Here is a 22,736-nt window from a genome sequence, read left to right on the forward strand (position 1 = left end):
GTGAGCGCCCCCACCCGCACGGGTGGGGGCGCTCACGCGTACCGGGTCAGCACCGGTGGGCGACGGGGTCACCCGCCGGAGCCCAGGTGGTGCACCCGTCCTGGAGCGCGGACGTCGAACAGACCCTCGAAAGGGGGATGGGGCGGCCACGTGGGTGACTTCTACGCTCAGTGAGTGCTGTGGACGGTCTGCAGCAGTCATGGGGGGAACCATGAAACGCTCCATCAGTGCCGCCACGATCGGCAGCGCGCTGCTCGGGTCCGTCGCCCTGACGGGCCCGTCGCAAGCCGCGACACCACGGCCGGACCTCACCATCACCGACATCGCCTGGACGCCGCAGGCCGCCGTGGCCGGCCAGCCCGTGACGTTCCGAGCCACCATCACCAACCGTGGCAACGCCCCCACCGAGGACGGCGTCATCCACGGCATCGGCTTCCGCGTCGGGGGGCGCACCGTGACCTGGACCGACCGGCACACTTGGCACCTGGATCCAGGACAGTCCATCGTCCTGCAAGCCGACGGCGGCCCCAGCGGACCGACGTGGCCGGCCGCGCAAGGTGCCGCCACCGTCACCGCCCACGTGGACGACGCCAAGCGGATCACCGAGTCCAACGAGAGCAACAACACCGTCACCGAGACGATCACCGCCACGCCCAGCATGTCGGTGCGGCTGCGCGGCGACGGCAGACCCAGCATCCACGCAGCGCCGGCCGCCACCGAGACCTGAGTCACCAACGTCCTCACCGGCTCCGCCTTCGGCGTCTGCGCGGACGACACGGATCACACCCCCGTTCCCGGGACCACCAGGTGGATCGGGGACGTGTCGGCAGGCAACACCGCCTACGGGTGGCAGGGTCGTTTCCCCGGATCCGGCAACGCCACCGTCCCCGCCAGCAGCGCCCCTCTCGACGTGGTCGGCGAAACCGTCGACCTCATGGAGATCATCCTGCCGTACCGCGGACACGCCCCCGAGATCGCCTGCGCCGCAGGCACTCACGGCGCCTGGTCCCACTTCAACGTGAAGCAGGTCACCAGCACGCGCCTGGATCCTGCCACGGGCAAGGTGCTCGCCGCGGTCGTCACACCGGTGGACGTCGACCTGCCCATGTGATGTGACCTGCCCATGTGATGTGACGAGGTCGCAGGTCGTGGAGGTGGGGCGGGTGGGGCTCGAACCCACGACCGAGGAATTATGAGTTCCCTGCTCTGACCGGCTGAGCTACCGCCCCGCAGGCACACCCCGACGGGTCTGGGTGCCCGGGAAGCCGCCTGTGCACAGCCTACCCGGCCGAGCGAAGCGATGGCCGCCCGGAGCGCGAGCCTGCTCGGCCGGGCGCTTCCGCACGAGCTACGCCCCACACCTCACACGGACCAGGTCGGCGGTACCGCCGTGGAGGGGTGCCGTCAGTAGTACTGGACCCAGCTACCCCCGGGCCACCACCAGATGGCGCCGCCCTCGAAGGACTGCACCACGACGTCTTCGTAGTAGTCGTACTCCTCGCTGGACGTGGGGAACCCCAGCCGTCCATTCTCCCACCCCTGCGCGGCCCAGATGTCGCGGATCGCGCCGTGGACGGCGTGCGCGCCGGTTCCCGGGCTCCAGTAGATCGATCCCCACTGGAAGTGGTTGTAGGCGCCCCTGCCGTTGGGGGTGGTGATCTCGCTGGTGACGGGGAAGCCGAGCACCTCTTCGGCGTCCGGACAGCACTCGAAGGTCGAGGAGTAGTAGTCCTCGTACTCCTGCTCGATGGCACCTCCCACGCCGTGCGCACCCGTCCAGGGTGTCCAGTAGACGGTGCCGCCCTCGAACTCCTGGTACTTGCCCCGGCGGCTGTAAGTGGTCTGCTCGTCGGACGTGGGGAACCCCATCCGACCGCCCTCCCACCCCAGCCGACCCCAGCCGTCCCGGATCTCGCCGTGGACCTCACGGGCACCGGTCCACGGGCTCCAGTAGATCGAGCCGTGCTGGAAGACCACGTAAGCGCCCTTGCTGTCGGGGGTTCGGATCTCCCCGGTGAGCGGATCGCCCAGGAAACCGCGCGCGCCGCCGTAGTAGTACTCGTAGCGGTAGCCGATCTCCCCACCTACGCGGGGGTCGGCCTGAGCCGGGACTGCGGTGCTGAGCGACGCGCCGATCACGGCGGCCACGCCGATGAGGCGGGTCTTCCACGTCTTCATGGGCGCACCGTAACGGCCACCTGGGAGATGACGTGGGGTTTCCTGAGAACTCATCCGGTCCCCGAGGCCCCGGCGGCCGGGGCCGGAGGGCCGGGAGTCGCCCCGCCCGAGCAGCGGGACGGGGCGACACCGGGAGCGGTCTTCAGCCGAAGAGGCGCTCGCCCGCGATCCGCGCACCCTCGCCCAGCGCGGCGAGCTTGGCGACGGCGATCTGCGGGTGGATGCGCCCGCCGAGGCCGCAGTCGGTGGAGGCGATGACGTTCTCCGGGCCGACGACCGAGGCGAACCGCTCGATGCGGTCGGCGACGAGCTCGGGGTGCTCCACGACGTTCGTGGCGTGGCCGACGACACCCGGCACGATCTTCTTGCCCGCCGGGAGTTCCAGGTCCTTCCAGATCTTCCACTCGTGCTCGTGGCGGGCGTTGGCCGCCTCGAAGGAGTACGAACCGGCGTTGATCTCCAGCATGAGGTCGGCGATGTGCCGGAACTCGATGTCGGTGGTGTGCGGGCCGTGCCAGCTGCCCCAGCACAGGTGGAACCGGACCTGCTCGGCCGGCAGGTCGCGGATGGCGTGGTTGAGGGCCTCCACGCGGATCTTCGTGAACGCGCGGTAGTCCTCCAGGCTGGGCTCGGGGTTGATCTGGTCCCAGTTCTCCGCGATGGACGGGTCGTCGATCTGCAGGACGAGGCCGGCGTCCACGACGGCGCGGTACTCCTCGCGCATCACCTCCGCCCACGCCCAGATGTGCTCCTCCTCGGTGGCGTAGTACCGGTTGGAGATGCGTGCACCGCTGCCCGGGGACAGGGACGTGATGAAGCCCTGGCTGCGCTCCAGGCCGGCGGCCTCCAGGCCCGCGACGAGGTTCGCGACGTCGGAGGCGATGGCCTCCTGGCCGACGTAGCTCAGCGGGCCGGTGGTGGCGGGGAACGCGGTCGCCTGCTTGCCCGTCATGATCCCCGAGGTGGGGTCGGTGTAGGCGTCCTTGAACGTGCTCCAGTCGCGGCGGTCCGGGAAGCTCGTCAGCCGCACCTTGCCCGGCTCCGAACGCACGACCGGCTGCGTGAACAGGTCCTCACCGGTCACCTCCAGACCGGCCACGCGCTGGAACGAGTACGACCACCAGGCGCCGTAGTCCACGGCGCTCGTCATGGCCTTGCCGTACTCGCCGTCACCGACGAGGGTGATGCCCAGGTCGCGCTGGCGCGCCACGAGGTCGACGACGGCGTCGGTCAGCAGCGCCTCGAACTCCGGCGTGCGCTCCAGGGTGAACCCGTCCTCGCCGACGCGGCGGGCCTCGTTCGCGGCGATGAGCTCGGGGGTGCGCGGCAGGCTGCCGGCGTGGCTGACCTCGATGCGGCGGTCGTTGCGGGACAAGGGGTCTCCGTTCGTGGGGTGGGGGTCGTCAGCGGCGCAGGGCGCGGTCGAGGTCCTCGAGCAGGTCCTCGGGGTCCTCCAGCCCCACCGACAGCCGCAGGACGGCGTCCGACAGGCCGATGGCGACGCGACCCTGCTCGCCGAGGCGACGGTGCGTGGTGGTGGCGGGGTGGGTGGCGAGCGACTTCGCGTCGCCGAGGTTGTTGGAGATGTCGATGGTCCGCAGGGCGTCGAGCACCTCGAAGGCACGTTCCTTGCCCCGCCCGCCGGGCGCGTCCAGCTCGAACGTGACGACGGTGCCGCCCAGCTCCATCTGGCGCTTCGCGAGGTCGAACTGCGGGTGCGAGGGCAGCAGGGGGTAGCGCACCCAGCGCACGGCGGAGCTCGCCTCGAGGTGCTCGGCGATGCGCAGGGCGGTGGCCGCGGAGTGCCGCACCCGCAGCCCCAGGGTCTCCAGCCCCTTCGCCAGCGTCCAGGCGTTGAACGGGCTCAGCGTCGGGCCGGTGTGCCTGGTCAGCTCCTGGAAGCGGCCCTCGATGAACTCGGTGGTGCCCAGCACGGCACCGCCCATCACGCGGCCCTGGCCGTCGATGTGCTTGGTGGCGGAGTAGACGACCACGTCGGCGCCGAACCGCAGGGGCCGCTGCCCCACCGGGCTGGCGAACGCGTTGTCCACCACGACGACCGCGCCGGCCGCGTGGGCGAGCTGCGTGACCGCCTCGACGTCCACGAGGGTCTGCATGGGGTTCGCCGGGGTCTCGAAGAACACCGCCTGCGCGGGCGTGGCCAGGGCCCGTTCCCACTGCGCGAGGTCCTCGCCGTCGACGAACTCCGTCGTCACGCCCCAGCGGGGCAGGATCTCGTCGAGGATCACGTAGCAGGACCCGAACAGGCTGCGGGCGGCCACGACGCGGTCCCCCGCACCGAGCAGCGCGCCCAGGGCGTAGAACACCGCGGACATCCCGCTGGCCAGGCCGTAGCAGGCCTCGGCACCCTCGAGCAGCCGCAACCGCTCGGTGAACACCGACACCGTCGGGTTGCCGTAGCGGGAGTAGACGTAGCGGTCCACCTCACCGGTGAACGCGGCCTCCGCGGCGGCGGCGGACTCGTACACGTACCCGGACGTCAGGTACATCGCCTCGGACGTCTCCTCGAACCCCGAGCGGGCCAGCCCACCGCGCACGGCGGTGGTGTCGGGGCGCCAGGGGCTCGGCTGCTGCTCGGTCACGACTGCCTCCAGGGAAGGCCCTGCGCGCGCCAGCCGGCGGCGCCGCGGTGGCCGCGCTCGTCGAGGTCGCCCTCGAAGCCGTCCAGGACGTTGTAGCTGGGGCCGATGCCCGCCGCGGTGGCGGCGGTGGCCGCCCCGACCGACCGCTTGCCGGAGCGGCACAGGAACACCACCGGACCGCGGTGGCCCGGTGCGATGCCGGCCCGCTCCAGCTCCGCCAGGAACCGCGCACCGGGCGCGTCCTCCTCCACGGGCAGCCAGGAGGCGAACACCGGTGGCCTGCGCAGCGCGGCGGCGTCGGGGACCCCGACGTACGTCCACTCCGCCTCGGTGCGGACGTCCACGAGGACGGCGTCGCCGTCGTCACGCAGCAACTCGAACGCCTCACGCGGAGTGAGGTCGCCGGCGTAGCTCACGAAGCCTCCATCGGTCCTGGCATGAGCACCCTCCCGAGGGGGGTTGCTGCGGCGTCGTCGAGCCAGGTCTCTCGGCCGCTCTGGATGGTCCGACCAGCCTAGGGCATCTGCGCCCGTGCCCGGGGCACGCCGCCCGGATCAGGGCGCGGGCAGCTCCTGCCCGGGGCAGCCGGCCAGGACGCCGGCCATCGCGTCGTGCTCCGCGGGCGTCACCCACAACCCCCAGGCGCTCTTGACGGCGACCTGCCGGGCGACGTACTCGCACTCCCCCTCGGGCGGCAGCCACTGCGAGGCGTCGTCGTCGCCCTTGGCCCCGTTCAGCGGGCCGTCCACGGCCAGCAGTTCCAGGGGGTCGTTGGCGAAGCGGACCCGTTCGTCCTCGCTGAACCCCTGCGCGCCGGTGCGCCAGGCGGCCGCCAGCGCCACGACGTGGTCGATCTGCACGTCGGCGCTGGTGTCCTCGCCGCGGCGGAAGGCGATCTCGTCGCCGGAGTACGGGTCCTGCAGGGTGCCGGACAGGACGGTGCAGCCGTCCGGCGCGAGGCGGACGTCGTCCAGGTCGCGCAGCAGGACGTCGTCGCGGGTGCGGCAGCCGTTGTCGTCGACGTCGACCCAGCTGGAGCCGAAGCGGGTGCGCTGGTAGCCGGCGGAGGAGGCGGCCTCGCGCACCGGCAGGGCGGCCAGCGCCTCGGCGGCCCCGCCGGACGCCTCGCCCCGCGCGGGCCCCGCCGCGTCGCCGGTCAGGGCCCGCCACAGCGCGACGGCGAGCACCAGGACGAGCAGCGGCACGAGGATCGCCGCCGGGGCGCTGGAGCGACGTGCGCGCACGGCCACCTCCCAGCCTCGCGGGCCCCCGGGGACGACGAAGGGGGCCTGCACGCGCAGGCCCCCTCCAGGACGCTCCCGCAGTTGGACTCGAACCAACAACCTGCCGGTTAACAGCCGGCTGCTCTGCCAATTGAGCTATGCGGGACCACCACCGGGTGAACCCCCGGCGACAGCACGTCAACCGTACCAGCCCCGCCCGAGTGCCTGCGCCCCGGCCGCCCCGCGCGCGAGGGCCCTCAGGACCCCTGGGCGCGCTCCTGCCAGGCCCGGCGCGCCGCCTCCAGCCGGAACAGCTCGGCCGAGGCCTCCTGGTACTCCTGCGGCTGCGCGGAGGCGTCGATGCTCCACAGCCGGCGCTTGGCGTCGGCGACCGCGCGGGTGGCCGCCTGCCCGGCCAGCGTGGCCACCAGCGAGCGCCCCCAGCGCTCCATCTCCTCCTCGTCGGTGACCGGCAGCTCGGCCACGGCCAGCTCCTGCACGAGCCCGGCCACCGGCCCGTCGGCGTACTCCAGCACCGCCTCGACCCAGCCGGGACCCGGCGGCGCCTCCAGCGGCCCCCCGGCCGCGGTGACGGCGTCGTGCACCGCGCGGTGCCCCGGCGCGCCGAAGGCGTCCGCGGCCAGGCCGGCGAAGTCGTCCGCGACGACCCACGGCGCCTGCAGCACGCACGCCAGCACCCACCGCTCCAGCTGCACGACGGCGTCGTTGACCGCGGGGGCCGCCGGTGCCGCGGGCGCCGGCTCGGGCGCGGCGCCCCTGCCCTCGCGCCCGGCCCGCCCCCCGCGGCCGCCGGCGTGGCGGCGCACCCGGTCCAGCACGAAGCGCTCGTCGAGGAAGCCCGTCCAGCGGTCCAGGTTCACCGCGTAGCGCTGGCGCAGGCCGCTGTCGCGGATGCCCGCGACGATCGGGGCGGCGGCGTCCAGGGCGGCCAGCCGGCCCGCCTCGCTGCCCAGGTCGAAGCGGGAGATGGTGGAGCGGATCGCGAACTCGAACAGCGGCACCCGGCCGGCCACCAGGGCCGCCACCGCGGCGTCGCCGGCGGACAGGCGCAGGTCGCACGGGTCCTGACCGGACGGCTCGACCGCCACGTACGTCTGCGCGGTGAAGCGCTCCTCCAGCTCGAAGGCCCGCAGCGCGGCCTTCTGCCCCGCCGCGTCGCCGTCGAAGGTGAAGACGACCTCGGCGGAGCCGGCCGCGTCGCCGAGCATCCGCTGGACGATGCGGGCGTGCTCCTCGCCGAACGCGGTGCCGCAGGTGGCGACCGCGGTGGTCACGCCCGCCAGGTGGCAGGCCATCACGTCGGTGTAGCCCTCCACCACGACGACCTGCTTGGTGCGGGCGATGTCGCGCTTGGCGAGGTCCAGGCCGTACAGGGCCTGGGACTTCTTGTAGACCGGGGTCTCGGGCGAGTTGAGGTACTTGGCCTCGATGCGGTCGTCGTCGAAGAGGCGGCGCGCGCCGAAGGCGACGGTGTGGCCGCTGACGTCGCGGATGGGCCAGACCAGGCGGCCGCGGAAGCGGTCGTACAGCCCGCGCTGCCCCTGCCCGGCCAGGCCGGAGGTGGTCAGCTCCTCCTCGGTGAAGCCCGCCGCGCGCAGGTGGCGCAGCAGCGCCTCGCCGCCGGGGGGTGCGAAGCCGACCCCGAAGCGGGCGGCGGCCTCGCGGCTGAAGCCGCGCTCGGCCAGGAAGCGGCGGGCGGTCTCGGCGGGGCCGGGCTGCTCCAGCTGCCGGGCGTAGAAGGCCTCGGCCGCGCGGTGCGCCTCCAGCAGCCGCTGGCGCTGGCCGGCCCCCTGCGCCCCGGCCGGGCGCTTGCCGGGGCGGCCTCCGTCGTCGACGTAGCGCAGCTGCACGCCGGCGCGCTCGGCCAGGCGCTCGACGGCCTCGGTGAACGTGGTGCCGTCGATGCGCCGGACGAACTCGATGGCGTCGCCGCCCTCGCCGCAGCCGAAGCAGTGCCAGCGGCCCACGGCCGGGCGGACGGTGAAGCTGGGGGTGCGCTCGTCGTGGAAGGGGCACAGCCCCTTGAAGGACCCCACGCCGCCGGGGCGCAGCGTCACCTGCTCGGCGACCACCTCGTCGATGCGGACGCGCTCCTTGACCGCGCGCAGGTCGTCGGGGTGGATGAGACCTGGCACGCGCCGGAGTCTAGGCGCGGGCTCCGACGGGGCCGACCCGCAGCCGGCGGCGGGCGCGGGTGGCAGGATCGACCCCCGTGAGCAGTGACGAGCAGCGGGACGAGCGCGCGCCCGGCGGCAGCAGCGACCGCGCCTGGGGGTTCCGCACCCGCGCCGTGCACGCCGGCGCCGTGCCGGAGCCGACGACGGGCGCGCGGGCCGTGCCGATCTTCCAGACGACCAGCTTCGTGTTCGAGGACGCCGCCGACGCGGCCAACCTCTTCGCCCTGCAGAAGTACGGCAACATCTACAGCCGCATCTCCAACCCCACCGTCGCGGCGCTGGAGGAGCGGATGGCCTCCCTGGAGGGCGGCCTGGGTGCGCTGGCGTGCAGCTCCGGGCAGTCCGCGGAGTTCCTGACCTTCGCGGCGCTGGCCGGTGCGGGCGACCAGATCGTCGCCTCGAACAACCTCTACGGCGGCACCGTCACCCAGCTGGACGTGACGCTGCGCCGCTTCGGCGTGGACACCGTGTTCGTGGAGCCGGAGGCCGACGCGGTGCGCGCGGCGATCACCGACAGGACGCGGTTCGTGTTCACCGAGCTGGTGGCCAACCCCTCCACGGTGGTCGCGGACGTGCGGGCGCTGGCCGACGTCGCCCACGAGGCGGGGATCCCGCTGGTCGTCGACGCCACGACCGCCACCCCCTACCTGTGCCGGCCCATCGAGCACGGGGCGGACATCGTCATCCACTCCGCCACCAAGTTCCTCGGCGGGCACGGCACCACCCTCGGCGGCGTCGTCGTGGACGCCGGCACCTTCCCCTGGGACAACGGGAAGTTCCCCGCCATGACCGAGCCGGTCGCCAGCTACGGCGGCCTGAGCTGGTGGGGCAACTTCGCCGAGTACGGGTTCCTCACCAAGCTGCGCAGCGAGCAGCTGCGCGACATCGGCGCCACCCTGGCCCCGCACTCCGCGTTCCTGCTGCTGATGGGCGTGGAGACGCTGCCGCAGCGCATGCGCGAGCACGTGGCCAACGCGCGCCGGGTGGCGCAGTGGCTCGAGGCGGACGAGCGCGTCAGCTGGGTGCGCTACTCCGGCCTGCCCTCGCACCCGCACTTCGAGCGCGCGCAGCGCTACCTGCCGGAGGGGCCGGGCGCGGTGTTCTCCTTCGGCGTCGCCGGCGGGCGCGCCGCCGGCGAGCGGTTCATCGAGAACTGCCAGCTGTGCTCGCACCTGGCCAACATCGGCGACGCGCGCACCCTCGTGCTGCACCCCGCCTCCACCACCCACCAGCAGCTCTCGCCGGCGCAGCTGGAGGCGGCCGGGGTGCCGGAGGACCTGATCCGCATCAGCGTCGGGCTGGAGGACGTCGAGGACGTCCTGTGGGACCTGGACCAGGCGCTGACCGCCGCGACGAAGGGGGCCTCGCGGTGAGCGGGCACGAGCACGAGGGCACCGGCGCCCCCACCGGGGCGATCGGCGACACCGGCAGCGTCGCCGCCCGGCCGCAGGAGCCGGCCGCGCCGGCCACCGGCGCGAAGGACGCCGCGCCCGTGGGCGAGACCGGCGGCTGGACGCCCCCCACCCCGGGGCAGCGGTTGTCGATCCTGCGCCGCACCCGGACGGTGGCGATCCTCGGGGCCTCGAACAAGCCGTCGCGCGCGTCGTACTTCGTGGGCACCTACCTGCTGGCCAGCTCCGACTACGAGGTGTGGTTCGTCAACCCGAACGAGCGGGAGGTGCTGGGCCGGCCCGCGTACCCGTCGCTGGCGGAGCTGCCGGGCGTGCCGGACGTCGTGGACGTCTTCCGCCGACCCAGCCAGCTGGGTGCGGCGCTCGACGAGACGCTCGCGGTGGGCTCGCCCGTGCTGTGGCTGCAGCTGGGCCTGTCGGACGACGACGTGGCCCGCCGCGGCCACGAGGCGGGCACAACCGTGGTGATGAACCGCTGCCTGAAGATCGAGCACGCCCGCTTCCACGGGGGCCTGCACCTGGCCGGTTTCGACACCGGGGTCATCTCGGCGCGGCGCCGGGCGCGCTGAGGGATCCCCAGCCCGCCGGACGGGCCGGCGGTCCACAGGGGAGCGCGCGGGGCGGCACCCGGCGGCGCCCGCGCTCCTACGGTCCCGGCCGTGCACCCCTCCTCCGCCGGCCCAGCGCCGTGGCCCCCACCGCCCCCACCGTCCCGAGCGCCCCGTCGCCGGGGTCGCGACGCCCTGCTGGTGGCCGCCGGCGCGGCGGGCACCGCGGGGACGCTCGTGCTCGGCGGCCTCGGCTTCGGCGCCTGGGCGGTGCTGGGCGGCTCCGGCGGCCACGTCACGGCGCTGCGCTCCTCGGAGTCGATCGAGCTGACGCGCGCCGGGCAGTGGCCGGTGGGCACCTGCCTGGAGCGCACCGCCGACGTCTACCGCCCCGCCGGGTGCGTCGGGGAGCACGGCGCCGAGGTGGTGCTGGCGAGCCCGGTGGTCGCCGGGCACCTCGAGCGGGCGCGCCGCGAGGGCGCCAACGCGTTCTGCGCGACGGCCGTGGCCGCGCTGGCCGAGCGCCGCGGCCTGCCGGCCGGCTCGGTCACGCACGCGTCCGCCTGGCCCGGCGAGGACGCGCACGACGCGGGCGAGCAGCAGGTGCGCTGCCTCCTGGTGGGCGTGGGGCAGCCCCTGGTGGGTTCCCTGACCGCCGGCACGCTGCGCGACCCCTTCGAGCCCGCGCCCCTGGAGTGAGGCCCGCCCGGGCCCGGCGCTCAGGTGAGGCGGGCGTGCCAGGCGAGCGCGGAGACGTCGGTGAGCGAGGCCACCTGGTCGACCACCACGCGCAGCCGCGCGGCGTCGTCGGGCGCGGCGTCGTGGTCCTGCCGGAAGGGCGGTTCCAGCACGTCGGCGCCGCGCTCGACCAGGGCGGTGAGCAGCTCCAGCAGCAGCTCGCGCTGGCGGGCGTAGAACGGCTGGCGCTCCTGCGCGCTCATGACGAACGTGGCGGCCACGCCCTTGAGCACGGCCACCTCCAGCACCGTCTCCGCCGGGACCTCCACGTCGGCGGCGTAGCGGGTCAGCGGCCCGTCGCCGTGGCGGGCGCGGGTGGCGTCCTGAGCGGCGTTGGCGAAGCGGCCGATGAGCTGGCTGGTCATGTCCTTCAGCGCCGCCAGGTGCCGGCGACCGCCGAACACCTCCCCGGGCTGCTCGCACGCCCAGAACGGCAGCTCCGCCAGCCGGGTCAGGGCCTCGTCCACGTCCTCGTCGCTCGCGTCCGGGAGGTACCAGTCGCGCACCTGCGCGGCGACGCGGGCGCGGGTCCCGCGCTCGCGCAGCCAGTTCAGCCGCACGTGCCCGGCGACCACGGCGTCCTCCACGTCGTGGACGCTGTAGGCGACGTCGTCGGCGAAGTCCATGACCTGCGCCTCCACGCACGGGCGGTCGCGCGGCGAGCCGTCGCGCAGCCACGCGAAGACCTCCGCGTCGTCGGTGTAGGCGCCGAACTTCGAGGTGGCCCGCGGCGCCCCCCCGTGCAGCCACGGGTACTTCGTGGCCGCGTCGAGGCTGGCCCGGGTCAGGTTCAGCCCGACGGGCGAGCCGTCGGCGGCGACCGTCTTGGGCTCCAGACGGGTCAGCAGCCGCAGGGTCTGCGCGTTGCCCTCGAAACCGCCGATGTCGGCGGCCGCCTCCGCCAGGGCCCGCTCGCCGTTGTGCCCGAAGGGCGGGTGCCCCAGGTCGTGGGCCAGGCAGGCGGTGTCCACCACGTCCGGGTCGCAGCCCAGCGCCGCGCCCAGCTCGCGGCCCACCTGGGCGACCTCCAGCGAGTGGGTCAGGCGGTTGCGCACGAAGTCGTCGGTGCCCGGGCCGACGACCTGCGTCTTGGCGGCCAGGCGGCGCAGGGCCGAGGAGTGCAGCACGCGGGCGCGGTCGCGGGCGAATGCGCTGCGGCGGTGCGTCTTGGGCGGTTCGGCGGCCCAGCGCTCGGTGTCCGAGGACGTGTAACCGCGCTGGTGCCCGTCGCGCTCGCTCACCCTCAGCCCCCCGAGACCGACAGCTCGGCCTGGCGCACGACCTCGGCGGCGGCGCCGGACAGGGCGCGGTCGTCCAGCCAGCCCTCCGGCAGCGCCACCCGCTGCGGGGAGCCGGCCCGGCCGCGCGAGCCCTCCGCCGCGGCCCCCGGGTAGGGCTGGTCCAGGTCCAGGGAGGCGAGCAGCTCGTCGAGCGCGGCCAGGGAGTCCACCAGGCCCAGCTTCGCGCGCAGGTCGCCGCCGACGACGTAGCCCTTGAAGTACCAGGCCACGTGCTTGCGCACGTCGCGGCAGGCGCGCAGCTCGTCGCCGTAGTGCTCCACCAGCAGCTCGGCGTGCCGACGCAGGGTCGCGGCCACGGTGCGCAGGCCGGGGCGCACCCGTTCCGGGCGGCCGGCGAAACCCGCCTCCAGGTCGGCGAACAACCACGGCCGGCCCAGGCAGCCGCGACCGACGACGACGCCGTCGCACCCGGTGCGGCGCACCATCTCCAGCGCGTCCTCGGCGCTCCACACGTCCCCGTTGCCGAGGACCGGGATCGTGGTGACGGCCTCCTTCAGCCGGGCGATCGCCTCCCAGTCGGCCTGGCCGGAGTAGTGCTGCGAGGCGGTGCGCCCGTGCAGGGCGACGGCCGCGGCGCCCTCGCGCTCGGCGGTGCGCCCGGCCTCGAGGTAGGTGAGGTGGTCGTCGTCGATGCCCTTGCGCATCTTCACCGTCAGCGGGATCCCGCCCTTCGACGCCTCGCGCACCGCGCCGGCGACGATGTCGCGGAAGAGCTCCGCCTTCCAGGGCAGGGCCGCTCCCCCGCCCTTGCGGGTCACCTTGGGCACCGGGCAGCCGAAGTTCAGGTCGACGTGGTCGGCGAGGTCCTCCTGCACCACCATCCGCACCGCGGCGGCGACGGTGGCCGGGTCCACCCCGTACAGCTGCAGGCTGCGGGGGCGCTCCTCGGGCGTGAAGGTCACCAGGCGCATCGACTCCGGGGTGCGCTCGACCAGCGCCCGGGAGGTGACCATCTCGGAGACGTAGAAGCCCTCGCCGTGCTCGCGGCACAGCTGCCGGTAGGCGGAGTTGGTGATGCCGGCCATGGGGGCCAGCACCACCGGGGTCGCCGACACGTGCGGGCCGATGCGCAGGGGCGCGGCCACCGGGGTGTGCACCGGGACGTCGAGGAGGCTCACCCCTCCATGATGACGGCCCCCGGGGCCTGCCCGTCGCCACCCCGCGGCTCACCCTCGCGCACGGGGCCCCGCTCCGGGCCCCGCTGCTCGCCCGGGGAGCGGAAGACCCCGGCGAGGTCGACGCCGGTGGTCCGCTTGAGCACCTCCAGCGTCTCCTGGAGGTTGGTGCCCACCGAGCGGCTCAGGGCACCGGCGCCGTCGTTGGAGATGACGGTGAGGTCCTTGATGCCGGCGATGGGGCTGGCCAGCGCCTGCGCGACCTGGGGCAGGACCTCCAGGGCGCGCTGGGTCAGCGCGGCCTCCCCGAACTCCCGCAGCGCCCGCGCCTCCTTCTGCAGCGCCTCCGCCTTGGCGGCGCCCGTGGCGGACAGGGCCTCGGCCTGCGCCTGGCCCTCCAGGCGCACGGCGTTCGCGTCGGCGGTGCGGCGCTCCAGCTCGGCCTCGGCGGCGACCCGGACCCGAGCCGCCTCGGCCTCCGCGGACAGGCGCACCCGCTCGGCCTCCGCCTGCGCGGCGGCCACGGACGCCTGCTGCTCCGCCTCGGCGGACAGCACGCGCGCGGTCTTCTGCGCCATCGCCTGCTGCTCGGCCTCGTAGCGGCGGGCGTCGGCGGGCTTGCGCACCTCGGTGTCGAGGTTGCGCTCGGTCAGCTCGGCCTGGCGCTGCGCCACCCGCTCCTGCTCCATCAGGACCTGCTGCTGGGCGGCGGCCTCGGCCAGGCGGCCGGCGGCGTCCGCCTCGGCGGCGGCCTTGTCCTGGTCGGCGCGGAACTGCGCCTGCTGCAGGGCCAGGTCGCGCTGCGCCTGGGCGATCTTCGCGTCGGACAGCGCCTGCGCCTGCTGGGCCTCCTGCGCGTTGTTCGCCTCGGCGATCTCGGCGGCGCGGCGGGCGTTGGCCGCCTCGGGGCGGCCCAGGTCCTGCAGGTAGTTGCCGTCGTCGCTGACGTCCTGGATCTGCAGGGTGTCCAGCACCAGGCCCTGGTTGTTCAGGCTGGTGACGGCCTCCTCCTCGACCTGGCGGGCGAAGGCGACGCGGTCGCGGATGATCTCCTCGACGGTCAGGGTGCCGATGACGCCGCGCAGGCTGCCGGCCAGGACCTCCTGCGTGAAGGGCTCGATCTCACCCTGCTGCTGCAGGAAGCGCTGGGAGGCGGCGCGGACCAGGTCCTCGGTGCCACCGACCTTGACGATGGCCACGCCGTCCACGTTCAGCCGGATGCCCTGGCGAGAGACCGCCCCGCGGATGGAGATGGGGATGCGCACCGAGGCCAGGGACAGGCGGTGGGCCTGCTGCACGAGCGGCTTGACGAAGACGCCGGCGCCCATGACGACCTTCTGGCCGGACAGGTCGGTGGTCACCTCCCCGGTCTGGGGGTTCGTGACCGGCCGGCCCTTCCTGCCGACGATGATCAGCGCCTCGGACGGGCTGGCGATCTTGTAGCGCGCCTTGACGACGACGGCCGCCACCACGAGGAGGACGACGAGCGCCCCCACGACGACGGCGACGGTGATGACGGTGTCCATCCCACTCCGTTCCGATGCGGACCGGGGCGGCTGGCACCGCTGCCGGCAGGTGTCCCGAGGCACCCGCCGGGAACCCTAGCGGCCCGGCGCGCGCTCGGGCAGGACCCCGGCGGACGCGGTGCGCCGCCCCGCGCGACGCGGCGGGGCGGCGCCCGCGGTCAGCGGAACAGCCCCAGCGGGACCGCCTCGGCCATCGCCCGCATCCCGGCGTCGTTCGGGTGCAGGTGGTCGCCGGAGTCGTAGCGCGGGTCCAGCCGCCGGTGGTCGCCCGGGTCGCGCAGGGCGGCGTCGAAGTCGACGACGGCGTCGTACTCGCCGCTGGTGCGGATCCAGTGGTTGACCTGCTGGCGGGCGGCCTCGTTCTCCTCGCTGGAGAAGCCGAGGGTGTCGCCCTCGAACGGCAGGATCGTGCCGCCGATCGCGGTGATGCCCAGCTGGTGGGCGCGGGCGATGAGCTGGCGGTGCGCGTCGATCATCTGCTGGGCGGTGACGGTCTCGGACTCCGGCGCCGAGGTGCCCGGGTGGCCGAGGTCGTTGACGCCCAGCAGGACCACCAGGTGCTCCACGCCCGGCTGGGCGGCCACGTCGCGGTCGAAGCGGCGCAGCGCGCTCTCGCCGAAGAAGGCCGCGTAGCCCTCCGCGGGCGAGCCGGCCGGCGGGTTCGGGTCGTGCAGCAGGCGGTTGCCGCTGACACCCTCGTTCAGCACCCCGCGCTCGGGGAACCTCTTCGCCCGGCGCAGCCGCTCGGCGAGCAGGTCCGGCCAGCGCCGGTTCGCCCCGCGGGTGGTCTCGGCGCCGTCGGTGATGGAGTCGCCCAACGCCACGATCGCCGAGGCGCGGTCCCGCTCGGGCGCCAGCACGCTGACACCGGAGAGGAACACCCACTGCCCCACCGCGGCGGTGGGGGTGACGCTGCGGGCACCGGTGACGTCACCGGCGGCCACGACGTTGTCCTGGTACGGGAAGGCGTGCACGGTGGTGACCGGGGTGGCCTCGGGCAGGTGGATGCTGACGACGAGGTCGCCGCCGTCGGGCAGGTCGAGCTGCACGGGGTCGCTGAGCAGCGGTGCGCCGGCCGGGACGGTCGTGGACGTGCTGCCGCCGAAGGTGAGCGTGCGGTCGGTGCCGGCCAGCACGTCGGTGCCGGTGGAGCCGTCGCGCAGCCCGACGTGCGCCTCGCCGACGACGAGCGGGGTGTCGCCGAACTCGTTGGTGAGGCGCACCTGCAGGCTGGCGCCGCCGATGCTGGCGTGTACCACCTGCCGGACGGTCTGGTCCTGCAGGACGGTGACGCCGGAGGCGGGCACGGCGGTGGGGACGGTCGCCCAGGTGCCGATCCACTCCCCGCCGGTGCCGCGGCCGTGGGCGGCCTTCGCGGCGACCGCGGGGTCCGGGGCGGCCGAGGTGGCGGTGCCGGCACCGAGCACGAGGGCACCGGTGAGCAGGGCGACGGCGCGCAGGCGCCGGGTGCGCGTGGCGCTCACCGGTGCGCTCCCCGCGTCGCGTGCCGTGCGGGCAGGGTGAAGCGCCACCCGGCGGCCCGCAGCTCGGGGACGAGCGCGGCGACCGCGTCGACGGTGCCGCTGCGGTCGCCGCCGCCGTCGTGCATCAGGACCACGGAGCGGGGCACCAGGCGCTCGCGCACGCGCTGGGCGATCAGCTCCGCGCCGGGTTCCTCCCAGTCGGCCACGTCGAAGGTCCAGCCCAGCGGTTCCATGCCCATCCGGTCGGCCACCTGCGCGCTCACGCCCCAGGAGCCGTAGGGGGCGCGGAAGTAGGGGATGTCGGCGCCGGGCACGGCCCAGCGGATGAGCGCGCTGGTGGCCTCCAGGTCGGCGCGCACCTGCTCGGGCGTGGACGTGCCCAGGTCGTCGTGGCGGATCGAGTGGTTGCACAGGGTGTGGCCCTCGGCGGCGATGCGGCGCACGAGGTCGGGGTCGGCCAGCACCCGGTCGCCCTGCAGGCAGAAGACGGCCCGGACGCGGTGGGCGCGCAGGACGTCCAGGAGGCGCTCGGTGTCGGCGCCGTTCGGGCCGTCGTCGAAGGTCAGCGCGAGCGACTGCCCCCCGGCGCGCGCGGTGGTGATCGGTTCGGGGGCGGGACGGCCGGCCTGCGCCGGCACGGCGGGGGCCGCGGTGAGCGCGGCCAGGGTCAGGGCGACGGCGGCGACCAGGCGGCGGGTGGCGCGCGGACGGGTGGTCCGGGGCACGGAGAGTTCCACGGAGCTACCTCCTCGTAGCTGAGCTGGGGCTGTGAACGTACGGGCCCGCCCTCGTTACCGCAAGCTTTCCGGAAGGACCGGGTGCGAGGACGGCGCCGCCCCGCCGCAGCGGGACGGCGCCGTCGGCACCGCGGGATCAGGCCCCCAGCAGGCGGCTGCCCAGCCAGCCGGCGACCTGGTCCAGCGACACGCGCTCCTGCGCCATGGTGTCGCGCTCGCGGATGGTCACCGCCTGGTCCTCCAGGGTGTCGAAGTCGACGGTGATGCAGTACGGGGTGCCGACCTCGTCGTGGCGGCGGTAGCGCCGCCCGATCGCGCCGGCGTCGTCGAACTCGATGTTCCAGTGCTTGCGCAGCTCCGCGGCCAGGTCGCGCGCCTTGGGCGAGAGCTGCTCGTTGCGGGAGAGGGGGAACACCGCGGCCTTGACCGGGGCCAGGCGGTGGTCCAGCCGCAGCACGGTGCGCTTGTCCACCCCGCCCTTGGTGTTGGGGGCCTCGTCCTCGGAGTACGCGTCCACCAGGAACGCCATGAGCGAGCGCGTCAGGCCCGCGGCGGGCTCGATGACGTAGGGGGTCCAGCGCTCGCCCTTGGCCTGGTCGAAGTAGGACAGGTCCACGCCGGACTCGCGCGAGTGGGTCGACAGGTCGTAGTCGGTGCGGTTGGCGACGCCCTCCAGCTCACCCCACTCCGAGCCGGTGAAGCCGAAGCGGTACTCGATGTCCACGGTGCGCTTGGAGTAGTGCGACAGCTTCTCCGCCGGGTGCTCGAAGAAGCGCAGGTTGCCCGGGTCGATGCCCAGGCCCACGTACCAGGACATGCGCTCGTCGAGCCAGTACTGGTGCCACTGCTCGTCCGTGCCGGGCTCGACGAAGAACTCCATCTCCATCTGCTCGAACTCACGGGTCCGGAAGATGAAGTTGCCCGGCGTGATCTCGTTGCGGAAGCTCTTGCCGATCTGGCCGATGCCGAACGGGGGCTTCTTGCGCGCCGAGCCCATGACGTTGGCGAAGTTCACGAAGATGCCCTGGGCGGTCTCGGGCCGCAGGTAGTGCAGGCCCTCCTCGTCGTCCACGGCACCGAGGTAGGTCTTCATCAGACCGGAGAAGTTGCGCGGTTCGGTCCACTGCCCGCGCACGCCGGTGTCGGGGTCGACGACGTCGGCCAGGCCGTTGGCCGGCGGGTGGCCGTGCTTGGCCTCGTACGCCTCCAGCAGGTGGTCGGCGCGGTAGCGCTTGTGCGTGACCAGCGACTCCACGAGCGGGTCGGTGAACACCTCGACGTGGCCGGAGGCCTCCCACACCCGCCGCGGCAGGATCACGGAGGAGTCCAGCCCGACGACGTCGTCGCGGGAGGAGACCATGGTGCGCCACCACTGGCGCTTGATGTTCTCCTTCAGCTCCACGCCCAGCGGGCCGTAGTCCCAGGCGGAGCGGGTGCCTCCGTAGATCTCCCCGCTGGGGAAGACGAACCCGCGGCGCTTGGCGAGGTTGGTGACGGCGTCGAGTCGGGAGGCGGAGCTGGGCTGTGCCACGCGGGATCTCCATCCGGCTGGGTGTCGGCGGACCTGGCCGCGCCGGGCGCGGCGCGGCGCCCCGCCCGGTGGCGGGGCGCTGGCGAGGCTACGCGCTGAGCGGACGGGCCCGCCGCCCGGGCGGGGCGTGACGTACAGTCGCCAGGCGCCACCCACCCCCGGTCGCAGGTCGCGCCGGCGCGCCGCGAGAGGAGCAGCCGTGAGCACCCCGGCCCGCCGGTCCACCAAGCAGCGCTCGGCCGTCTCCGCGGCCCTGGACGAGGCCGACGCGTTCGTCTCCGCCCAGGACCTGCACGCCCGGCTGCGCGCCCGCGGCGACAGCGTCGGCCTGGCCACCGTCTACCGGGCCCTGCAGGCCCTGGCCGAGGACGGCGACGTCGACGTGCTGCGCACCGACGACGGCGAGGCCGTCTACCGCCGCTGCAGCACCGGGCACCACCACCACCTCGTGTGCCGCTCGTGCGGGCGCACGGTGGAGGTGGAGGGGCCGACCGTGGAGTCCTGGGCGCGCCGGGTGGGCGCCGAGCACGGGTTCACCCAGGTGGAGCACGTCGTCGAGGTCTTCGGGGTCTGTGCGGCGTGCAGCGCGCGGGGCTGAGGCCCGCCGCGACCCCGCCGCCCCGCCCCCGCGCGGCACCTGCGCGGCACGCCGTGGTCCGGCCCGTGCCCGGTCGGGGCCGTGACGCCCGGTAACGTCGCCTGCCGACCCCTGACGACCCACCCCTGGGAGACCACGTGAACCGCTCCGAACTCATCACCGCCGTCGCCGAGCGCAGCGGCGTCTCGCAGACCGACGCCGACGCCGTGATCGGCGCCTTCGGCGACGTGCTGCTGGAGGCCGTCGCCAAGGGCGACACCGTCAAGCTGCCCGGCCTCATGACCGTCGAGCGCGTCGAGCGCGCCGCCCGCACCGGCCGCAACCCGCGCACCGGCGAGACGCTGGAGATCGCGGCCTCCTTCGGCGCCAAGCTGACCGCCGGCTCCAAGCTCAAGGCCGCCGCCACGGGCGCCTGAGAGCCGCCGCCGCGGTGGCCCGGGCCGCCGGGCGCCGCCCCGGGTTCCCCCGGGCGGCGCGCACGCGCAAGACTGCACCGCGCCGCGCCCGCCCCGGGCCGGCGCCCGGCGGTCCGGGCACCGCAGGCAGTCCGAGCAGCAGCAACGTGACGGAGTCAGCGTCGACCCCGCACCCGCAGGGAGGCGAAGGCAAGCAGTCATGAGCACGCGCACCGAAACCCCCACCCACGGCCCCCTGGCCGTCGACGGCGTCTCCTCCGACGAGGGCCACGCGGCGCTGCGCGCCTCCGTGCGCCGGCTGGGCGAGCTCCTCGGCGAGTCCCTCACCCGGCACGAGGGCGCCGACCTCCTCGAGCTCGTCGAGCAGGTGCGGGCCCTGGCCCGCGAGCCCGACGACGGCACCAAGCTGGCCCAGCTGCTGTCCGGCGTGGACGACCGCACCGCCATCGTGCTGGCCCGGGCCTTCACCGCCTACTTCCAGCTGGCCAACGCCTCCGAGCAGCTGCACCGCGGCCTGGAGCTGTCCCGCCGGCCCAGCGGCGGGCTGGACAGCGCGCTGGAGCGGCTGCGGGACGCCGTCGCGGCCGGTGAGGCGGACCCGCGCGCGGTGCGGGAGGTCCTGGGCCGGCTGCAGCTGCGGCCGGTCTTCACCGCCCACCCCACCGAGTCCAGCCGCCGCTCGGTGCTGGACCTGCTGCTGCGCATCACCGCCAACGTGGAGGCCTCCGAGGACCCCCAGCAGCGCCCCACCGACGCCCTGCGCGGCCAGCGGCGCCTCGCCGAGCTGGTGGACCTGCTGTGGCAGACCGACGAGCTGCGCGTGGAGCGCCCCCGCCCCGCGGACGAGGCGCGCTCGGCGCTGCACTACCAGCGCACGCTGGCCGCCGACGTGCTGCCCGACCTGCTGGAGGACCTCGACGTGGGCCTGGCCGGCGCCGGGCTGGACCTGCCCGCCGGTGCGCGCCCCCTGCGCTTCGGCAGCTGGGTCGGCGGCGACCGCGACGGCAACCCCAACGTCACCCCCGAGGTGACGCTGGAGGTGCTGGGGCTGATGCACGACGCGGCGCTGGACGTGCTGGCGTCGGCCGTGCGCGAGCTGCGCACCGAGCTGGCCGCCTCCACCCAGATCGTGGGCGTGTCCGAGGAGCTCGCGGCCCTGCTGGAGCGCGACGCGCGCCTGCTGCCGGAGGTGCGCGCCGACCGCGAGCGCCTCAACGGCGAGGAGCCGTACCGCTTCGAGCTGTCCTACGTGCTGGCCCGCCTGGAGGGCACCCGCGCCCGGCTGCGCTCGGGCTCCGAGCACGTCGAGGGCCTGGACTACTCCGGCCCGGAGGAGTTCCTCGCCGAGCTGCGGCTGCTGCAGGACTCCCTGCGCGCCAACGACGGCGAGCTGGTCGCCGACGGGTCGGTGGCGCGGCTGGTGCGCACGGCGCACGCCGTCGGGTTCGGCCTGGCCACGCTGGACGTGCGCGAGCACGCCGAGCGGCACCACGCGGCGCTGGCGGCGGCCTACGACCGCCTCGGCGAGCTGGTGCAGCCGTACGCGTCGCTGGACCGCGACTCGCGGCGGCGGCTGCTGAGCCGCGAGCTGACCGGGCACCGCCCGCTCATCGGCGCGGCGGTGCGCTCCCTGACGGGCACGCCGGCGCAGGTCATGCACCTGTTCGCCACGATCCGCACCTGCCTGGACCGCTTCGGCGACGACGCGATCGAGAGCTACATCGTGTCGATGACGCGCGGCGTGGACGACCTGCTGGCCGTGGTGGTGCTGGCCCGCGAGGTGGGGCTGGTGGACCTGGCGGACGGCGGCGGCCGCGAGGGCGGCCCCGGGGACGTGGCGCGCATCGGCTTCGTGCCGCTGTTCGAGACGGTCACGGAGCTGGAGGCGGCCGAGGAGCTGCTGGAGGGCCTGCTGTCGGACCCCTCCTACCGCCGCGTCGTCGCCGCCCGCGGCGACGTGCAGGAGATCATGCTCGGCTACTCCGACTCCTCCAAGGACGCCGGCATCGCCGCCTCGCGCTGGCAGATCCACCGCGCGCAGCGGGCGCTGCGCGACGTGGCGCGCCGGCACGGCGTGGTGCTGCGGCTCTTCCACGGCCGGGGCGGTTCGGTGGGCCGCGGCGGCGGCCCGACCGGCGAGGCGATCCTCGCGCAGCCGTACGGCACCCTCGACGGCCCGATCAAGGTCACCGAGCAGGGCGAGGTCATCTCCGACAAGTACCTGCAGCCGCGCCTGGCCCGCCACAACCTCGAGGTGGCGCTGGCGGCGGCCCTGGAGGCCTCCACCCTGCACCGCAGCGCCCGCGCGGGCCGCGCCGAGCTGGACGTGTGGGACCCGACGATGGACGTGGTGGCCGCCGAGGGGCAGCGGGCCTACCGCTCGCTGGTGCGCGACCCGGACCTGGTGCCGTTCTTCCTGGCCGCCACGCCCGTGGAGGAGCTGGGCCACCTCAACATCGGCTCGCGCCCCTCGCGCCGCCCCGGCGGCACGGGCGGCCTGGAGGACCTGCGGGCGATCCCGTGGGTGTTCGGCTGGACGCAGAGCCGCATCAACGTGCCCGGGTGGTTCGGCGTGGGCTCGGGCCTGGCGGCGGCGCGCGAGGCCGGGCGCGGCGAGGCGCTGCGGCAGATGTACGCCGAGTGGCACTTCTTCCGCAGCTTCGTCTCGAACGTGCAGATGACGCTGGCGAAGACGGACCTGGGCATCGCCGCGCACTACGTGGAGGAGCTGGTGCCGGCCGGGCAGCGCGGCGCGTTCGACGTCATCCGCGCCGAGCACGCCCGCACCCTGGAGCAGGTGCTGTGGGTGACGCAGCAGGAGTCGCTGCTGGAGACCACCCCCGTGCTGCGCCGCACCCTGGAGCTGCGCGACGCCTACCTGGCGCCGCTGCACGCGCTGCAGGTGAGCCTGCTGGGCCGTTCCCGCGCGGCCGGCGAGGGCGTGGACCCGGCGCTGCGCCGGGCGCTGCTGCTGACGATCAACGGCATCGCGGCGGGGATGCGCAACACGGGCTGACCCGCTGCGGGACGCATCGCGGCCCCGCCCCTCGCGCCCGGGGGGGGGCCGCGGTGCGTACGGGCGCCGATGGCCACGCGCCCCGGGGTGCGGTCCCAGGCGGGGCCGCTCC

Annotated in this window: 20 protein-coding genes, 2 tRNA genes and 1 riboswitch; of the genes, 8 read left to right on the top strand and 14 right to left on the bottom strand. The window is 74.7% G+C overall.

The window, feature by feature from the left end; translation table 11 throughout:
* Positions 1-211: 211 nt before the first annotated feature.
* Together ACRYM0_RS14280 and ACRYM0_RS14285 are read left to right on the top strand one after the other, a co-directional pair.
* On the top strand, positions 212-727 hold the full coding sequence (locus tag ACRYM0_RS14280) for a CARDB domain-containing protein (protein ID WP_432506149.1): 516 nt from the start codon (positions 212-214) through the stop codon (positions 725-727).
* A 93-nt stretch (positions 728-820) separates the two neighbouring features.
* A complete protein-coding gene (locus tag ACRYM0_RS14285) occupies positions 821-1,111 on the top strand; it encodes a hypothetical protein (RefSeq protein ID WP_432506151.1) in 291 nt (96 codons plus the stop codon).
* Between the two features lie 44 nt (positions 1,112-1,155).
* On the opposite strand, the gene ACRYM0_RS14290 is transcribed toward ACRYM0_RS14285, so the two are convergent.
* The 8 genes from ACRYM0_RS14290 to dnaG form a co-directional block, all read right to left on the bottom strand.
* Positions 1,156-1,229, bottom strand: a tRNA-Ile gene (locus ACRYM0_RS14290).
* A 175-nt stretch (positions 1,230-1,404) separates the two neighbouring features.
* On the bottom strand, positions 1,405-2,178 hold the full coding sequence (locus ACRYM0_RS14295; RefSeq protein WP_432506152.1) for an LGFP repeat-containing protein: 774 nt from the start codon (positions 2,176-2,178) through the stop codon (positions 1,405-1,407).
* Between the two features lie 142 nt (positions 2,179-2,320).
* Entirely contained in the window at positions 2,321-3,553 is a 1,233-nt protein-coding gene (locus ACRYM0_RS14300; protein WP_432506154.1) for a cobalamin-independent methionine synthase II family protein, read from the bottom strand.
* 28 nt (positions 3,554-3,581) lie between these two features.
* Positions 3,582-4,781: an O-succinylhomoserine sulfhydrylase gene (locus ACRYM0_RS14305; RefSeq protein WP_432506156.1), complete on the bottom strand. Its 1,200-nt coding sequence runs from the start codon at positions 4,779-4,781 to the stop codon at positions 3,582-3,584.
* Positions 4,778-5,197: a rhodanese-like domain-containing protein gene (locus tag ACRYM0_RS14310; protein WP_432506158.1), complete on the bottom strand. Its 420-nt coding sequence runs from the start codon at positions 5,195-5,197 to the stop codon at positions 4,778-4,780. Before ACRYM0_RS14310 ends, ACRYM0_RS14305 begins: the two co-directional genes overlap by 4 nt.
* Before the next feature lie 4 nt (positions 5,198-5,201).
* Positions 5,202-5,288: riboswitch (SAM riboswitch) on the bottom strand.
* 47 nt (positions 5,289-5,335) lie between these two features.
* On the bottom strand, positions 5,336-6,025 hold the full coding sequence (locus ACRYM0_RS14315) for an HNH endonuclease family protein (RefSeq protein ID WP_432506160.1): 690 nt from the start codon (positions 6,023-6,025) through the stop codon (positions 5,336-5,338).
* A gap of 72 nt (positions 6,026-6,097) precedes the next feature.
* Positions 6,098-6,170 (bottom strand) — tRNA-Asn (locus tag ACRYM0_RS14320).
* 91 nt (positions 6,171-6,261) lie between these two features.
* On the bottom strand, positions 6,262-8,160 hold the full coding sequence (gene dnaG, locus ACRYM0_RS14325; RefSeq protein ID WP_432506161.1) for a DNA primase: 1,899 nt from the start codon (positions 8,158-8,160) through the stop codon (positions 6,262-6,264).
* 77 nt (positions 8,161-8,237) lie between these two features.
* On the opposite strand from dnaG, the gene ACRYM0_RS14330 reads away from it, so the two are divergent.
* The 3 genes from ACRYM0_RS14330 (at position 8,238) to ACRYM0_RS14340 (ending at position 10,861) form a co-directional block, all read left to right on the top strand.
* Entirely contained in the window at positions 8,238-9,575 is a 1,338-nt protein-coding gene (locus ACRYM0_RS14330) for an O-acetylhomoserine aminocarboxypropyltransferase/cysteine synthase family protein (protein WP_432506163.1), read from the top strand.
* A gap of 119 nt (positions 9,576-9,694) precedes the next feature.
* Positions 9,695-10,183 (top strand): CoA-binding protein, encoded by a 489-nt coding sequence (locus ACRYM0_RS14335; RefSeq protein ID WP_432506183.1) that lies wholly within the window; start codon positions 9,695-9,697, stop codon positions 10,181-10,183.
* A 180-nt stretch (positions 10,184-10,363) separates the two neighbouring features.
* Positions 10,364-10,861: a hypothetical protein gene (locus ACRYM0_RS14340; RefSeq protein ID WP_432506165.1), complete on the top strand. Its 498-nt coding sequence runs from the start codon at positions 10,364-10,366 to the stop codon at positions 10,859-10,861.
* 20 nt (positions 10,862-10,881) lie between these two features.
* On the opposite strand, the gene ACRYM0_RS14345 is transcribed toward ACRYM0_RS14340, so the two are convergent.
* From ACRYM0_RS14345 to ACRYM0_RS14370, 6 genes are all read right to left on the bottom strand, one after another.
* Complete coding sequence (locus ACRYM0_RS14345; RefSeq protein ID WP_432506185.1) at positions 10,882-12,147, bottom strand: deoxyguanosinetriphosphate triphosphohydrolase; 1,266 nt, start codon at positions 12,145-12,147, stop codon at positions 10,882-10,884.
* The gene (gene dusB / locus ACRYM0_RS14350) at positions 12,144-13,319 is read right to left on the bottom strand and encodes a tRNA dihydrouridine synthase DusB (protein WP_432506167.1); all 1,176 of its coding nucleotides are present in this window, start codon (positions 13,317-13,319) and stop codon (positions 12,144-12,146) included. Before dusB ends, ACRYM0_RS14345 begins: the two co-directional genes overlap by 4 nt.
* The gene (locus tag ACRYM0_RS14355; RefSeq protein ID WP_432506169.1) at positions 13,316-14,842 is read right to left on the bottom strand and encodes a flotillin family protein; all 1,527 of its coding nucleotides are present in this window, start codon (positions 14,840-14,842) and stop codon (positions 13,316-13,318) included. Before ACRYM0_RS14355 ends, dusB begins: the two co-directional genes overlap by 4 nt.
* Positions 14,843-15,000: 158 nt before the next feature.
* Positions 15,001-16,326 carry an SGNH/GDSL hydrolase family protein gene (locus ACRYM0_RS14360; protein WP_432506172.1) on the bottom strand — a complete coding sequence of 442 codons (1,326 nt, stop codon included), beginning with the start codon at positions 16,324-16,326 and terminating at the stop codon, positions 15,001-15,003.
* On the bottom strand, positions 16,323-17,063 hold the full coding sequence (locus tag ACRYM0_RS14365; protein ID WP_432506174.1) for a polysaccharide deacetylase family protein: 741 nt from the start codon (positions 17,061-17,063) through the stop codon (positions 16,323-16,325). The genes ACRYM0_RS14360 and ACRYM0_RS14365 overlap by 4 nt, the downstream gene beginning before the upstream one ends.
* A gap of 136 nt (positions 17,064-17,199) precedes the next feature.
* Positions 17,200-18,594, bottom strand: coding sequence for a glycine--tRNA ligase (locus tag ACRYM0_RS14370; protein WP_432506176.1), 1,395 nt, complete (start codon positions 18,592-18,594; stop codon positions 17,200-17,202).
* Between the two features lie 199 nt (positions 18,595-18,793).
* Here ACRYM0_RS14370 and ACRYM0_RS14375 point away from each other — a divergent pair, with 199 nt between their 5' ends.
* The 3 genes from ACRYM0_RS14375 to ppc all read left to right on the top strand — a co-directional run bounded on the left by ACRYM0_RS14375 (position 18,794) and on the right by ppc (position 22,624).
* Entirely contained in the window at positions 18,794-19,192 is a 399-nt protein-coding gene (locus ACRYM0_RS14375; RefSeq protein ID WP_432506177.1) for a Fur family transcriptional regulator, read from the top strand.
* Between the two features lie 137 nt (positions 19,193-19,329).
* Positions 19,330-19,608 carry an HU family DNA-binding protein gene (locus tag ACRYM0_RS14380; RefSeq protein ID WP_432506179.1) on the top strand — a complete coding sequence of 93 codons (279 nt, stop codon included), beginning with the start codon at positions 19,330-19,332 and terminating at the stop codon, positions 19,606-19,608.
* A gap of 199 nt (positions 19,609-19,807) precedes the next feature.
* Positions 19,808-22,624, top strand: coding sequence for a phosphoenolpyruvate carboxylase (gene ppc, locus ACRYM0_RS14385; protein WP_432506181.1), 2,817 nt, complete (start codon positions 19,808-19,810; stop codon positions 22,622-22,624).
* Positions 22,625-22,736: the final 112 nt, after the last annotated feature.

Origin of the sequence: Kineococcus arenarius subsp. arenarius (assembly GCF_050871845.1) — a bacterium.
Classification (GTDB): domain Bacteria; phylum Actinomycetota; class Actinomycetes; order Actinomycetales; family Kineococcaceae; genus Kineococcus.

What these genes read in the sequence shown, in the direction of transcription:
- ACRYM0_RS14280 (WP_432506149.1), top strand. Translation starts at nt 212, where the DNA reads ATGAAACGCTCCATCAGTGCCGCCACGATCGGCAGCGCGCTGCTCGGG.
- ACRYM0_RS14295 (WP_432506152.1), bottom strand. Translation starts at nt 2,178, where the DNA reads ATGAAGACGTGGAAGACCCGCCTCATCGGCGTGGCCGCCGTGATCGGC.
- ACRYM0_RS14355 (WP_432506169.1), bottom strand. Translation starts at nt 14,842, where the DNA reads ATGGACACCGTCATCACCGTCGCCGTCGTCGTGGGGGCGCTCGTCGTC.
- ppc (WP_432506181.1), top strand. Translation starts at nt 19,808, where the DNA reads ATGAGCACGCGCACCGAAACCCCCACCCACGGCCCCCTGGCCGTCGAC.